13 protein-coding genes are annotated in these 14,729 nt (G+C 58.6%); 12 read left to right on the top strand and 1 reads right to left on the bottom strand.

What is annotated here, in order from left to right; all coding sequences use genetic code 11:
- Positions 1-54 precede the first annotated feature (54 nt).
- The 12 genes from GG26_RS04045 to GG26_RS03990 all read left to right on the top strand — a co-directional run bounded on the left by GG26_RS04045 (position 55) and on the right by GG26_RS03990 (position 14,185).
- Positions 55-1,155: a hypothetical protein gene (locus tag GG26_RS04045; RefSeq protein WP_414388994.1), complete on the top strand. Its 1,101-nt coding sequence runs from the start codon at positions 55-57 to the stop codon at positions 1,153-1,155.
- Positions 1,156-1,202: 47 nt separating this feature from the next.
- On the top strand, positions 1,203-1,670 hold the full coding sequence (locus GG26_RS04040; RefSeq protein ID WP_414346720.1) for a hypothetical protein: 468 nt from the start codon (positions 1,203-1,205) through the stop codon (positions 1,668-1,670).
- Positions 1,671-1,915: 245 nt separating this feature from the next.
- Positions 1,916-3,925: an argonaute PAZ domain-containing protein gene (locus tag GG26_RS04035; protein WP_414388992.1), complete on the top strand. Its 2,010-nt coding sequence runs from the start codon at positions 1,916-1,918 to the stop codon at positions 3,923-3,925.
- Between the two features lie 62 nt (positions 3,926-3,987).
- Positions 3,988-4,179, top strand: a complete 192-nt coding sequence (locus GG26_RS04030; RefSeq protein ID WP_240527340.1) for a hypothetical protein — start codon at positions 3,988-3,990, stop codon at positions 4,177-4,179.
- A gap of 43 nt (positions 4,180-4,222) precedes the next feature.
- Positions 4,223-5,446: a hypothetical protein gene (locus tag GG26_RS04025; RefSeq protein ID WP_414388990.1), complete on the top strand. Its 1,224-nt coding sequence runs from the start codon at positions 4,223-4,225 to the stop codon at positions 5,444-5,446.
- A gap of 6 nt (positions 5,447-5,452) precedes the next feature.
- A complete protein-coding gene (locus GG26_RS04020; RefSeq protein ID WP_011430977.1) occupies positions 5,453-5,932 on the top strand; it encodes a bis(5'-nucleosyl)-tetraphosphatase in 480 nt (159 codons plus the stop codon).
- A 385-nt stretch (positions 5,933-6,317) separates the two neighbouring features.
- Positions 6,318-7,562: a response regulator gene (locus GG26_RS04015; RefSeq protein WP_414388988.1), complete on the top strand. Its 1,245-nt coding sequence runs from the start codon at positions 6,318-6,320 to the stop codon at positions 7,560-7,562.
- Between the two features lie 47 nt (positions 7,563-7,609).
- Positions 7,610-7,984: a response regulator gene (locus tag GG26_RS04010; RefSeq protein WP_011434291.1), complete on the top strand. Its 375-nt coding sequence runs from the start codon at positions 7,610-7,612 to the stop codon at positions 7,982-7,984.
- Positions 7,985-8,190: 206 nt separating this feature from the next.
- Entirely contained in the window at positions 8,191-8,640 is a 450-nt protein-coding gene (locus GG26_RS04005; protein WP_240527341.1) for a chemotaxis protein CheW, read from the top strand.
- A 48-nt stretch (positions 8,641-8,688) separates the two neighbouring features.
- A complete protein-coding gene (locus GG26_RS04000; RefSeq protein WP_414388985.1) occupies positions 8,689-10,926 on the top strand; it encodes a methyl-accepting chemotaxis protein in 2,238 nt (745 codons plus the stop codon).
- 1 nt (position 10,927) lies between these two features.
- Positions 10,928-13,699 carry a response regulator gene (locus GG26_RS03995; RefSeq protein WP_414388983.1) on the top strand — a complete coding sequence of 924 codons (2,772 nt, stop codon included), beginning with the start codon at positions 10,928-10,930 and terminating at the stop codon, positions 13,697-13,699.
- A 3-nt stretch (positions 13,700-13,702) separates the two neighbouring features.
- Positions 13,703-14,185: a hypothetical protein gene (locus tag GG26_RS03990; protein ID WP_011434295.1), complete on the top strand. Its 483-nt coding sequence runs from the start codon at positions 13,703-13,705 to the stop codon at positions 14,183-14,185.
- Here GG26_RS03990 and GG26_RS03985 read toward each other — a convergent pair.
- Positions 14,161-14,697, bottom strand: a complete 537-nt coding sequence (locus GG26_RS03985) for a hypothetical protein (RefSeq protein WP_414388981.1) — start codon at positions 14,695-14,697, stop codon at positions 14,161-14,163. The genes GG26_RS03990 and GG26_RS03985 overlap by 25 nt on opposite strands.
- Positions 14,698-14,729 lie beyond the last annotated feature (32 nt).

Here is a 14,729-nt window from a genome sequence, read left to right as displayed (position 1 = left end):
GGGCTGGGAGTGAGCGCTGCTGCGCATTTGATTTGATTTGAATAGGTGGGCTGGATGCGGATACAGTTGCGGCCCCTGGAGAAAGCTCAAGGGCGGGAGATCTGGCGGCGGCTGAGGGGGCTGGTGCTGGCGCTGGTGGTGCTGCTGGGGATCGCCTGCTCTAGCCCCGAGGGCTCTGTGACCTCCCCTCCCGGACTGATCCCCCCTCCGCCCGAGCCGGGCAGCCAGTCGCTCCCCATGCCGGTGCGCACTCTGGGCAACAGCCGCTTTAGGTTGCTGGGTTTGAGGGTGGGGGTGGCCGGGAGCGAGGTTGAAGTTTTGCTAGATAGCGGCTCGGCAGGTCTGCGCATTCTGTCCTCGGCGGCGGGGCGCTTTGGCCTGGAGCGGACAGGGATCCCTTCCACGGTAACCTTCGCCGATGGCACGCAATTTCTCGGAGTGCTGGCTCGCGCTCCCTTCAGCTTGGGCGGGATCCAGAGCCGGGAGCCGGTCACGATTCAGTTGATTGACCAAATCACCTGTGTGGAGCCCCTGGTGGCTACCTGCTCCGACAACCTGTTTGGGCCAGGGCGCCCCTTTGCCGGGATCCTCGGCACCTCTTTGGACGAGCGCAGCCCCGATCGCAACTTGTTTAGTCCCCTCACCCGCCTGCCGGGCAATTTCCGCTCTGGGTACATTGTTCAGACAGGGGGGTTCGACTCTGTTCAAGGCCTTTTCACAGTCGGCCTGACGGAGGCCAACACCGCCGGCTTCAGTTTCCGGCAACTGCCCCAGGTGGGTAGCTTTCCCGATGGCACACCCATCTGGCGGGATGAGGCCCTGCAGGTGGCCTACAGCATTGGCAACACTTCTATCCAAAATGCCCTCAGCCCCACCGTATTTGACAGCGGCGCTTCCGACATCTTCCTCAACGTTCGCCTGTTGGGAGCAGCTCCCTTTCCCACCTCAACCCTACCCCCAGGCTCGGAATGGCGGGCTCTCTTGGAGGGAGCCTTTGACTACCGCATTCGGGTTGGCTTTCCGGTAACGCCCAGCCGGGATCGGATTTTTGTTAACGGCAACCAGAGAGTGCAACTGTTGGGCATGCCCCTGTTTTTCAACGCCGATGTTGCCTTTGATATTGAAAGGGGGCGGATCGGCTTTCGCCTGCGCTGAGGCCGATCCCCTCTTCTGAAGCCTCGAGTTAACTGCAGAGGAAAGTGATGGTTGCCCAAGGGATCCCTGCCCATCGAAGGACACGCCGCTGGCCCTGGGTCTGGGTTCTGCTGCTGTTGTGTTGGCTGGGGTTGGGTGCACCAGCCTGGCCGATTAGCTTGGGGGATCCCTTGCCGGAGTGGGCTAAGTCTATGCAAGTGGGGCGGCAGCGGCTGCGCGGCGTGGAGCACTACCAAGGCCAAGAGCAGATCCGGGCCTACGGCAACCAGGCGGGACGAGTGTTTTGGATCCAAATCGAAAGCAGTGCCGACCTGCCGCCGGATCCCCGGCAGTACCTGGGAGAGTACCAGGCGTTTCCAGCCGAGGTCCTCCAGGTAGTACCGCTGCGGGCGCAGCGGTTGCGCTTCCAGCAGGGAAATCGCAGCGCCGAATGGCAAGTGGTGGGCATGAGCGGCCACTTTGAAGCTGAGGCGTTTAGCTATGACCTGGCCCCGCCCGAGTTGTTTCAGCCCTGACCTAGGGGCACGATTGAGACAATTAGGGCTTATCCTAGAGAGGAGCTTAAACGCAAAGTTTGCTAATGAGACTGCTTCAGCAAGAAGTTCCAGTTATCCTCAATCGCTTTCTTGTTAAGGAGCTAGCTCAGGAAGACCTCACCTTTTATGAGTACGACTGTAGGCCAAACCCACCCCCGGAGCTAGGAGAAGAGCAGAGAGCTATCGCTAGGGTTTGCAATCGGCTAGATGTAATAGCTGCTCGTTTGGGAAGTCACATTATCACGCAGGAAAGAGTTTCGCCCAGCCAGCTCAAAACACCAGAGTGGGAGTTGGAAGAGCGTGGGCTTAGGGTTCTAACCTGTGCCAATGCTCAAGAAAGAAGCGCCCTCGAAAGCTTTGAGCGCAAGAGGATAGGGTTGCGCCTTAAATCTCAGTACAAGAAAACTGAAGTCGAATGGATAGGAGGCGGCCTGCTCTGGTGGATGACTGCTCAGAAAGGGGTAGAACTTTCCGGAGAAGGCTGGGAAATCCACAGAGGGAGAATGATAGATGTTGCCGTCGAACCAGACGGAAAGCTTTACTTAGAAGTCGATATTCATTACCGCTTCTACACGCCGTGGACTTTGCATGAATGGTTGGAAAGCTATCCGGACGTTCCAATCGAGATTGTGCGAAATACATACTTTGATGCGAACGGCAAACGTTTGACTTGGAAATATCTGGGTATTCTTTCTAACCAATCCCCACGGGAGATTCGGTTACCAGAGCAGAACATCAGTCTGGCGGAGTATCATTTGCAGAAGTACAATGCACTTGTAGAAGAAGTTGAGAGCTCTTGGGTAGTCGAAGTAGCATCAAAGGAAAGACGTTATCCCCATCTCTCCCGAAGGTTATCGCCTGCTTTAACCTTGGAGATGCTAGCCAGTCTAGAAGACAACAGAAGCCCTGGCGGAAAAGTTAGCGCCGCTGTTATCGAGTGCATCAGAAAAAGTTTGAAAGAACGATTCGAAAAGTCCGAAGAGACTGCGAGGACCATTATAAAGGAAGTCTACAAACTTTCCCCTGAGGAAATTAAGCCGCTAAAGACCCAAGGCTACATCCTGCCCAAGCCAAAGCTATTGGGATCGGGTCGCAGACCAGTTGAAAATCCTGCTCGGGTTAGATACCGGGGATGTGCGAAGGTAGGCGAGACCAAGTTTGCATGTCTAAACCTCTATGACGACAAGCGAGAGTACCCTAGCGAAGTGCTCAACTGCTTGCTTGAGGTAGCCCAAAAAAGCGGCGCGGAAATTGAAGTAGACTTCTATGCCACTCAGCAAGACTTGCCTAAGGGCGATCTCGCCCGAAAAAGGTTCTGGCAAACCTGGGCTGAGCAAGGGATCAAAACGGTTTTGGTCGTTATGCCTTGGTCACCCAATGAGCGCAAGCAAAGGATCCGCATGGAGGCCCTTGAAGCAGGGATAGCGACTCAGTTTATGATCCCTGGGGCTGATCCCTACAAGGCTCTAAACGTCGTCCTCGGGCTTCTGTGCAAGGCAGCGTGGCAGCCGGTACTCCTGGAACCCCTCGACGATCCTGTAGGCCCTGAGCTGATCATCGGCTTCGATGTGGGAACCAATCGGCGGCTATACTACGGAGCCTCTGCTTTCGCTGTTCTGGCTGATGGGCAGAGCTTAGGTTGGGAGCTACCTGCTGTGCAGAGAGGAGAAACCTTCTCTGGTGATGCAATTTATCAGACTGTGTCCAATCTTGTCAATAAGTTTCATAAAAAGCTCAGTCGATATCCCACCAAGGTTCTCTTAATGAGAGATGGTTTAGTGCAGGAAGGTGAATTTGGAAAGACAATTGAGGAGTTAGAAAAAGAAAAGATTGCTGTGGATGTTGTCGGAATACGCAAAAGCGGTACAGGAAGAATGGGGATAGAAGAAGGAAAAGGTAAGTACAAAGATGCCAAAATAGGCACTGTTGTTTTCGACTACTCGCGAAAGTCGTTTACTCTAATAACAAGCCAGCCCATTAGAAAAGGTGGGAACTCCCTCGGCAGTGCAAGACCTCTGCGAGCGATCCACGAGCACGGCAAGACTCCCTTGGAAGTTCTGGCTTTACAAACCTATCACCTCTCTCAACTTCATCCTGCCAGTGGCTTCCAAGCCTGTAGGCTGCCCTGGGTGCTCCATTTTGCCGACAAAAGCGGCAAGGAGTTCCAGCGCCTTGGCGATAACATCTTCAGTATCCTGCAAAACATAGATCGCCAGAAGTTAATTGCCGTCTAGCAAGGAAGGAGGCTCTCCCCTGAGGGCCCTGCTAGGATGGGGAAGGGTTTGGGATGCCGACTATGTTCACCAACAACGAGGTCTGGAAGACCTTTTTGAGTAACCCCGTTGTCTTCTGCGGGGGCTTCCTAAGCGGCCTGCTGCGCTTGGACATCAGGCAAGATCCGCTGCGGAGCTGGCTGGAGTCCCAGGGCTTGAGGGTAGAGGATCCGCCCGCCCCCACCCAAGGCCCTCAGTCTATTTCCATCGAGTAGGCGGACAGACAGGAGGGATCCCTTTGAAGAGTAAGGTAAGCTGATGTCCCCCAAACAGTCCGACCCGAGAAGGTGGCAACGGCAGGGATCCCTCGGCGGGGCGGTACTCCTGCTAGCAGGGCTGGTTGCCCTCCAGGCGGCGGATCTGGCCTTGGCCCAGTCGGATCCCGCTTCTCTCCCAAGCTCTGAGCAAGATCCCCAAGCTTGGCTGCAGCGCTACAACGCTGCTCTGCGCCAACTGCCACCTCCGCCCAACCTGCAGTACCGCCAGCAGGTGCGGGTGGAGGGATCCCAAACCTTCACAGCCACGTTGGATGTGCTCTACCGCCGCGACGGCAGTTGGCAGGCTTGGGTAGCCGAGGGGGATCGTGTTCGCCTGTTGGATTCGCGGCAACTGGAAGCGGTGAACCAATCGGACTTGCTCAAGCTGTATTCCGTGTACGTGAGCCGGCCCGAAGCGCTCCTGCCCTCGGTGAGCTTTCATCTAGAGGCTGATCCCAGCCGCTACCGCGTCCTCTCCTCAGAACGGGTAACTCTGGCGGGATCCCCTGTCCAGCATCTGCGTTTAGAGCCTCTCCAAGAGGGCCAGGTGCGGGAGCTGTGGCTGGATCCGGAGTCGGGGCTGCCGCGGCAGGTGCTCTTGTTTTTGTCGGGGGTGTGGGGACAGGCCTATGCCCTGATAGGGTTTGCGGCAGTGCCGGATCCCCAGGCAGGGGTTAGCTACTGGCTGCCGGAGAGCACCCGCATCAATTTGGCCTACGGGTTTTGGACGCTGGAGGGCCTGACCCGCCGCCTGTTCAGGGGATCCCTTTCCATCCGGCACGACTACCAGGACTACCGCATCCTGCCGGAGGGGGTGCAGCTGCGCTTTTTGCCCTCGCAGCCGCCGGTGGATGCGCCGCCGGTGGTGGCCGGCCTGCCGGAGAGCACGCCCCCAGTGGAGCTAGGAGATGTGCAGGTTTTGGGGGTGGATGAGCAGGGAAACCAGCAATTTAGCATTGGCCTAGGCCGACGCAGCGAGGCCAAGACCCCCTTGGAAGACCGCATCGCCGCCTTTAACCTCACCCGACCGGCCAGCCGCAACGCCCTTACCCAGATCGATACCCTAGCCTTCTTGCCTTTGGGGAGCAGCCAGTTGCCTATCTACCTCTTTCAATTCGACACGGGTCGCCCTCTCTATCCCCTGCAAGGGGTGGAGCGCCCGCGGGTGGATCCCAACGGGGTTTTCGATCCCAGGCCGCCCGCCATCAAACTCTTTGGAGACTAGCTCCCCATGCTGACCGATGCCGCCTACGGCGTAATCCCGATCCTGCCCCTCCCGCCCGCCCAGGGATCCCATCTCTACCTGCTCATCCAGCATCAGAAGGGGCACTGGGCCTTTCCCAAAGGCCACAAAGATGAGGGGGAAAGCGACTTGGCGGCAGCCCAGCGGGAGTTGCGGGAAGAAACCGGCCTAACCGACTACCAGCTCCTGACCCTGCCCGGCCAGCCTGGCCCTTTGACGCTGCAAGAGGCCTACACTTTTATAGATCCCGAGGGAAACGCGGTGGCCAAGACCGTCACCTACTACGTGGCTCTGCTGCCACCCCAGTTTCCTCCCCCTGAGCTGCAGGTGCAGCCAGAAGAGGTGGCCGCCTACCGCTGGTGCTCCTACCCCGAGGCGTTGGAGCAGATCAGCTTTGAAGAAAGTCGCCAGCTCCTGCGCCGCTGCCAAGCCCACCTGGAGCAGCTTTGGAAATTGGAGAAGACCTAAGTTCCGTATTTTTACGGAAGAGGTTTATCGGGGTTACCTTTATACTGTCCTGCGGGCTTTCCGTGGGAAGTTCCCGAGTAAGAAAGCCAGCAGACAATCTGAGGGCTAGCCTTCACCTTTAGAGATTGGCTGATGAGCAATAGTCATCGATCTCCCCAGGAGGAGAGTTTTTCTGAATACGGATTGAACGCTGAAACTGCCTTTGAGTTCGTGCAGCCTTGGCCGTCTTGTTGGGCTTGGCTCATCTAAAGATCTCGTCTGGGTCAGGGCTGGGCTTGAACTGTATTCTGGAAAGCATTTTTTCACCGGCTTGTGGGGTAGCTAAGACTTCAGTCGTGTCATCAACCTCAGCGCAGGAAATTGTCCGAGCACGTCCTCTCGACCCATGAACCGTCCCCCCGTCTGTACAGAAGTCTCGGCCCATCTGCTGAACGCAGAGGTCAGCTTCACAGGAGTTGTTCGGTATTTCAGTGCCTTGGACAAAGGGGAGGGGCTGGGCACTTGGTCATTGGTGTTTCACCAAGGTCGCCTGGGGTTTGCTCACCACAGCTTGGAGCCCTTGGAGCGCTTGGATCGCCACCTGCGTCGGCTCAGCCATCAAGTCTTTTCTCTGACTCGCCAAAATTGCCTACGCATCCATCGGCAGGTGGAGGCGCTATTGGCTCAGGAGACTGGGCCTCTACCTGCAGACCTTCTGGGGCTGAGTTGGATGGTAACGGAGCAACTGCTGCCTTGGGAAGCTGCGCGCAGGTTGAATGCTTGGATCAGCGAGGAGGTGCTGCAAAATCTGTTGCTGGTTCCAGGGGGCTTTCAGCAGGAGATCATCCCACTGGACAACGTGCCCACCCTGGGCCAGTGGGATGGGGGATCCCTGCTCGACCTGATCCAAAAGCGGCTACGGGCATGGCAATCTTTGGGGCCTGAGATCACCTCCCCCTACCAACGGCCCTACTTTGCCAGCCGGGCCCAGGCAGAACGCCTTCCCGCCGAGCAACAGGAACGGCTAGGCCGGTTACTGAAGGGGTTTAGCTTCCGCCAGTTGAGCGCCCTTCTCGATCAAGACGACCTCCAGATCGCTCGCCGCCTACATCCTCTGGTCAAAGCCGGTATCCTTGTCCTGCGGGATCCCCAGCCCCCCTTTGATCGGCTGCCCAAAACCTACTCGGCCAAGCTTGAGACAGAATCACAGCCCTCAGAAACTCCCACCGTCCCTCTTCACCTGGCCAACGAGCTTGCAGATCTAGGCCCATCTCCCCAAGCCTCGAAAACCTGGATTGTGGCCTGTATTGACGACAGCGAAGCCATGCTCAGCGGGTTGCAGCGGTTGTTGGAAGGGCACAACCTGGTCATTCACACCATCAGCGACTCTTTGAAAGCCCTGATGAAGCTGACCACCCTCAAGCCAGATTTGATCCTGCTGGACGTGGGTATGCCCAACGTGGATGGCTACCAATTGTGCAGCCTCATCCGCAAATCCTCCGTGTTAAAGGATGTGCCGGTGGTGATGGTCACAGGCCACAAAGGTCTGATCGATCGGGTGAAGGCGCGCCTGGCCGGTGCCACCGATTACCTGACCAAGCCCTTTCGGCAGGAAGAATTGCTGCAGATGGTGTTTCGCTATCTCAGCTAGGGATCCCTCTAAAGGTTCGTCGAAAAAGAGATAAGGAGATGTCGATCATGGTGAAAGTTCTTGTGGTGGAAGATGTGGCCTCGGAGCGACAGCTCATCAGCGATTACCTCCGCTCAGAAGGCTATCAGGTGGTAGCGGTGGCCAACGCCCAAGAGGCATTGCAGCAGATCCGCAACGACAAACCCGATGTGGTGCTGACGGACTTGGTCATGGAAGGCATGAGCGGGCTGGAATTGTGCCGCCAAATCAAGAAAAACCCGGAAACCCAAAAGTTGCCCGTTGTGGCCTGTACTTCTAAAAATCAAGAGCTGGACAAACTCTGGGGCATGAAGCAAGGGATCGATCTTTATCTGACCAAGCCTTTTACCCGCGAAGACATTTTGCGGGCCGTGAAATCAGTAGTGCTCAGCCCGAGCTCATGATTTTTGCCACTCCTGTCCTTGCTGAGCTGCGCCTCCAGTTAGGATCCCTGTGATTATCACGAATTGTTCTTAGGAGATGTCTTAGAATTGGCAGAGCGAGAACGGCAATGGCGGTAGCTTTCTCCCCACACAGCCCTACTTCTACCCGTACCGGCGAGCTGTACTTACATCTACAGTTGGGGGTAGACTGTCGGGCCCTTTTGCCCATGGCATTTGCCCAGGAAGCTCTAATTGTTGGCCCGCACCACTTTACCCTTCTCCCCAACCAGCCCGCATGGGTGCTGGGCTTGTTCAACTATCGCAATCGCATTCTCTGGGGACTGGATCTGCCGCAATTTCTCGGCCTAGAGCCCTTGGACTTTGGGCAGCCCGAACACCACTTGGTGGTGATGCGCCCAGAATTTGGGGGCTCTGCATCGCCAGTGCGAACAGGCTTGGGCCTGGCAACCCAACACGTGAAAGGAGTAGCTCGAGTGCCCGCCGAGGAGATCCAACCCTTAACAAAAGCCCAGGCAGCACAAAACAACTTTCGACTGGAGAACTTCTACGACTCTTGCAAAGGGCTGGTGTTGGAAGGGGATGAGCCTCTCTGGGTGCTCGACCCTCTTGCCATTGTCCAAAAGCTCAACTCAGTTGATTCCTCGGCAAACCCTTGATCTTGGCGACCTTTTCCCCGACTTACCCTCACTTAAAGGCAAAATTCTATGGTTTCCTTCCGTCCCCTCTTTCTCAGGCCTGCTCCATCTTCCCGGCCCCAACGCAAAGTCGCGGGATCCCGCCTGGCCCTGGCAATCAGTTTTCCTCTGGGCATCAGCTCCCTGCTGTTTGCCGTCTCTGCCGGCAGCGTAGCCCGCACCTATTTCGAGTTCGAGCCGGCGATCTCGCGGCAGTTCACCCTGCAAAACCTGAGCGATCAGGTGATCTATTTGGATGAAGTCTTGACCATGTCTGCCCGCATGGCCGCTGCCAGCGGGGATCTGTCCTGGGAAGAGCGCTACAACATCCATGTCCCTCAGTTGGATGAGGTGCTGGCGGAGATTCAGCAATTGGATCCCGCCTCTTACGAAGCCTATGCAGCCAAAACCACAGCAGCCAACATCAAGCTGGTGGAGTGGGAAGTGCAGGCTTTTGATCTGATTCGGGCCGGCGAGCAGGAACGGGCTTTCAACTTGCTGCACAGCCCTGAGTACGAAGAGCAAAAGCGCATCTACGCCGAAGGGATCAACCAAACCCTGGAGGCCATTCGCAGCAACATTCAGGCCAGCGTCCAGCTTTACGAGCAAAATCTGCTGCAGGCTTTGATCTTTTCCGGCATCAGCTTCCCGATTCTGCTGCTGAGCTGGGGGATCATTTTGATCCTGGTGCGCAACTTTGTGCGGGAACGCAACGCCACCTACGAGCGACAAGTTTCCGACACCCGACTGGCCCAGCGGTTTGCCGATATTGCCCGGATTCGCCAAGAGCAAGAGCTGATCGATCCCCTAACTGACTTGTTGGGCGAGATGCGCCAGCGCTTCGGTGCCGAACGAGTGGCCTTCTATCGCTTGACCGCTCCCGAAGAGGCGCAGGTTATCGCTGAATCTCACGACAGCCGCCTGCCCGACACCTTGGGCACCCTCCTCCGCAGGATCCCGGCTCCGATCCAGCAGGCTCTCCACGGCGGGCAAGTTTACGCTTTTGGCCCGGTGCCTAGGCCAGATCTGGGCGCCGACTACCTGCAGAGGCTGGCCACAGCCCAACTGAAAGCCGAGATGATAGCGCCGGTGGTGCGTGGCGATGAGCTTTACGGTTTTTTGGCAATAGGCCGCGCCCAAAGCCAGAGCTGGTCTGACGAAGAACAGAAAACCTTGGCAGAGCTGGCCAACCGCCTGGGTCAAGCTTTGGGTAACCTGGGGGCGCTGGAGCAAAAAGCCGTGGCCGCCCAGGAACGGGAGCGGTCGGAAGCGCTGCAAAGAGAGCTGCTGCAGCTTATCAGCGAGGTCACAGAAGCCTCGCGGGGGGATCTCACGGTGCGGGCGCAGCTAACAGCCGGACAAGTTGGCATCATGGCGGACTTTTTCAACGTCATTATCGAGAGCTTGCGCGACATCGTGATTCAAGTGCAGCAGGCCGCCGGTCAAGTCAACCAATCCATTAGTCGTGACGAGGCAGCCATTCGCGAGTTGGCCGAAGCCGCTCTCCGACAGGCCACCCAAATCGAAGAGACCTTGCGCTCTGTCGAGCAAATGACGCTCTCAATCGAGGAGGTAGCCGATAAAGCCCAACAGGCCGCCACCGTTGCCGAATCTGCCGCCGCCACGGCCATCAACAGCAGCTTGACTATGGATCGCACAGTGCAAAACATCCTGCAACTGCGGGAAACGGTGGCCGAAACGGCCAAGAAGGTGAAGCGGCTGGGGGAATCTTCCCAGCAGATTTCCAAGGTGGTGTCCTTGATCAACCAGATTGCGCTGAAAACCAACCTCTTGGCGGTGAACGCCAGTATCGAGGCAGCCCGTGCCGGCGAAGAAGGGCGAGGTTTTGCGGTGGTCGCCGAGGAAGTCGGGGCACTGGCGGCCCAGTCGGCAGAAGCCACCCGCGAGATCGAGCGCATTGTGGAAGGGATCCAACGGGAAACCGGCGAGGTGGTACAGGCGATAGAAACCAGCACCGGCCAGGTGGTGGAGGGAACCCGCTTGGTGGAAGCAGCCAAGCAGAGCCTGGGACAAATTGTGGAAGTCTCGCGGCAGGTGAACCAGCTCTTTCAGGCCATTGCCCGCTCCACCGATGCCCAGGCAGATGCATCTCAAACGGTGCGCCAGTTGATGCAGCAAATCGCCAACATTGCCGCCCAGACGGCGGCAGCCTCGCAGCAGGTGGCCAACTCTCTCCAGGCTACGGTGGCGGTTGCCCGTCAGTTGCAGACTTCTGTGTCCACCTTCAAGGTGGGGGAGGCGGTTTAGCATGGGGCCGAATCCCACTTCCCTCGACCCACGCGAGTGGCAGGTTAGGCTGCAGTTTTTGGACGAAGCCCAGGCTTACCTCGACACCCTGGAGGCAGGGGTGTTGGGCCTGGGATCCCAGAGTTTGGATCGCCCCCGTTTGGATCGCTTGCTGCGGGCTGCTCATTCCATCAAGGGCGGGGCGGCCATGATGGGCTTTCCGGTGCTTAGCGACTTGGCCCATCGCCTGGAAGATGGTTTCAAGATCTTGCAGGTGGATCCCCAAAAAGCCGACCCCGCAGTGGAGCGCAACCTCTTGGCGGCGTTGGATTGCATGCGCCAAATAGCCCAGCAGCACCGCCAGCAGCGGCTTTTGGACGAATCTTGGCTGGCAGAGCGGGTGCAGCCTCTTTTCGATCAATTGCGAGAGCAGTTGGGAGAGTTGCAGCCTGAGGACAACGTCCAAGTCCTGGCAGCAGAGGCCGGGGGCGATATGCGGGTGCTGCTGTTTGCAACCGAGGTGGAGGCCTGTCTGCAGCGGTTGGAAGGTGTGCTGGCCCACCCCGAGCAGCCCTGTTTGCGGGAGGAGTTTCTCATTGCTGCCCAAGAGCTGGGGGCGCTGGGGGAAATGTTGGATCTGCCTGCCTTTGCCACCCTGTGCGGCTCAGTAGTCCAAGCTCTGGAGACGCTGCCGCCAAATGCCAAGGAGCAGGTGTTGCCCGTTGCTCAGGCGGCTTTACAAGCTTGGCGACGCTCGCAGGCCCTGGTGCTGGTCGGTCAGGTCGCTCTTCTCCCCAGCTCCTGGGATCCGGCAGAGCCTCCAGTTTCCTCCCCGCCAGAAGCCCCTCCCCCTGCAATGGCAGGAGCCACCGAGCTGCCGGATTCGATTCCAGCCGGGGCCAAAAGCGCTGCCGAGATGCTACGGGTGCCGGCTCGCCCTCTGGAACAGTTGGGGGAGCTGTTGGGAGAGCTCATAGGGGAGCGCAACCGCTTAAACAGTCGCCTGCAACGGCTGCGGGAGCTGGTCAGCTTGTTCAAACGGCGGGTTCGCACTCTAGAAGAAACCAACAGCCGCCTGCGCAGCAGCTACGACCGCGTCGCTGCCACCGTGCCTGCTTCTGTGCTCTTGAAAAAAGAAGGGGATCCCGGCCTGACCTTGGCCGATACCTTTGACCTCTTGGAGATGGATCGCTATGGAGAGATGCACCTGCTGACCCAAGAGGTGATGGAAACCGTTGTGCAAATTGATGAGGTAACCCACGATATCGACACCACCCTGCAGGAGACCGAAGGCAGCGCCCGCCAGCTCAGCCGCCTCTCCAGGCAAATGCAAACCCGTCTCGACCAGGTGCGCATGCAGCCTCTATCGGATTTGACGGATCGCTTCCCCAGAGCGCTGCGGGAGCTGAGCTTAGCCCATGGCAAGCCCGTGGAGCTGCGGGTCTTGGGGGGATCCACCCTAATCGAGCGCTCGATTTTGGAGGCCTTGGCGGATCCCTTGTTGCACTTGGTGCGCAACGCCTTTGACCACGGCATCGAGGCTCCAGACACCCGCCTGGCCCAGGGCAAGCCGGCCAAGGGCCTCATCGAAATTGCCGCCAGCCAACGGGGCAACCGCACTCTGATCACGGTGCGAGACGATGGGGCAGGGATCTGTCTGGATAAAATCCGGGCCCGCGCCTTGCAGATAGGGTTTTCCGCTGCCGACCTGGCTGAGGCCAGCTCCCAGGAGCTGCTGGAGTTGATCTTCCAGCCGGGCTTCAGCACCGCCGAGCGAGTCAGCGAGCTATCTGGACGGGGAGTGGGTCTAGACGTGGTACGCACCAACCTGCAACGAATTGGCGGCCAGGTGCAGGTGGAATCTTGGCCGGGACGGGGCACGCTGTTTACCCTCACTCTGCCCGTTTCTTTGAGCGTCACCCGCGTGCTGCTGACAGAATGCCAGGGGTTGATGTTGGCTTTTCCGGCCAACGCAGTGGAAGAATTGCTTATCCCCCCGCAGTTGCCTGCCGATTCCTTTCTCTGGGAAGGGGAGCAGATCCCTTTAATTCCTGTGGGCCACTGGTTTCGCTTCGCGCGCTGGCAGCCTCGCCGGGAAATTGACGAGACCCCCCTTCTCGACCGACCTGTGGTGCTGCTGGTGGTAGAAGACAACCGGCCCTATGGCCTGTTGGTGGATCGCTTTTGGCGGGAGCAAGAGGTAACTCTGCGCCCGGTGGAGGGAGGTCTGCCTCTGCCGTCGGGATTCTCCGGCTGTACAGTTTTGGCCGATGGGCGAATCGCTCTTTTCGTGGATCCGCCTGCCCTCTTGAGCTGGCTGCTCGCCCAGCGGGATCAGCCCTGTCAGTCGGCAAGGGATCCCCTTCCCCAGCCCAGGTTTGCCGCCCAGCCCACCCTGCTGGTGGTGGAAGATTCGGTCAACGTGCGCCGCTTCTTGGCCATGACCCTAGAAAGAGCAGGGTTCCGGGTTGAACAGGCTCGCGACGGACAAGAGGCCCTCGAGCACTTGCAGAGAGGAATTCCCATCCGAGCGGTGATTACCGACATTGAAATGCCGCGGCTGGATGGCTTTGGCTTGCTGGCCCAGATTCGTGCCCACCCCCTGTATGACCAGCTTCCCGTGGTCATGCTCACCTCCCGCAGTGGCGAGAAACACCGCCAACTGGCCCAGCGGCTGGGAGCCAGCGCCTACCTCTCCAAGCCCTTCCAGGAACAGGAGCTGATCCAAAAGCTGCGGCAACTGCTGCAACCAGCCTCTTCGGCACCTTCCACCGGCGTTTTGATGGCGAGGTAGTCCATGCCCCTGCTTTCCCCTCTGCGCCTGCGTCGTCTGGCTCGGCAAGAACAACTGAGAAACCGGCAGACCTTGATTACTTTCCAACTGGGCTCCTACTGCTTCGGCCTCCCTGTTGATCGGGCGCGGCGAGTTTTTAGCTGGGCAGAGTTTCAGCTTGCTCAGGAGGGCGGCCCCCAGCTTTTGGATACCGGTCGTTTGTTGCTAGGCCGAGGGATCCCTTTTCAACCGGAAGGGGTTATTCTGTTGCAGCCAGGCAGTTCTGAGGACGGATTGTCCGACCAGATCGACAACCCAGAAACAGGGGCTCTGCCCATTCCCACTCAGCCCCTCCTGCGCCGTCTGCCCTCTTCCCAGTTGCAGCCTCTCCCCAGCCGCTATGCAGCTCAGGCCCGCCAAAGGGGTATTGTGCAGTGGATCCCGCCAGTTGAAGGTCAGCTCCCCCTGTTGGTGTTCGACCCTCATCTCTGGCCTGCCTGTTCTTGAGAAGGGAGAAGGGGCAACTCCAGGGCCGGGTTCTCCAGGCGGGTCAGCTCCCAGCGATAACGCTTCCGCCGCTGCCAAGTCAGCCGGAAAGGCTGCTCCAGGGCGTTTACCTGATCCCGCGTCAGGTTGGCCAGAGGGCCGCCGGATCCCTCGATAATAAACCAGAGGGTGGCTTGGCCTTGATCCCCAGAGCCGAGCTGCACCTGCATCTCCTGCGGCCGGATGCGCAGGGGCAAGAACTGGCCGAAGATCTCGCGGCTGTAGGCCAGCGCCTGCTCTTTGTCCAGGCCCCAGCCGTCGCGATAAGTGTCGGCCACTAAGGTTTCTACTTGGGCCCAATCTCGCCGTTCTACGGCTTGCAGCAACCTCTCGGTGTGGGCTCGGATTTGCCGCTCCGGCTGAGCGTAGTGCCAAAAGGCGCCCCCTGCGATGCCCAGGACGACGGATCCCACTAGCCCCCAGCGCAGCCAGGGGGGAAGGGGGGCAGAGGAGGAGTGGGAGGAGGAAGACACGGGTTTAAGCAGAGCCAGAAAAGGGCCTTCTC

The organism is Synechococcus sp. 'PEA 65AY6A-5F PE A' (genome assembly GCF_047462575.1).
Lineage (GTDB): Bacteria > Cyanobacteriota > Cyanobacteriia > Thermostichales > Thermostichaceae > Thermostichus.
The sequence above is the reverse complement of the archived record's forward strand: the minus strand, read 5'-3'. Positions and strand labels throughout refer to the sequence as shown.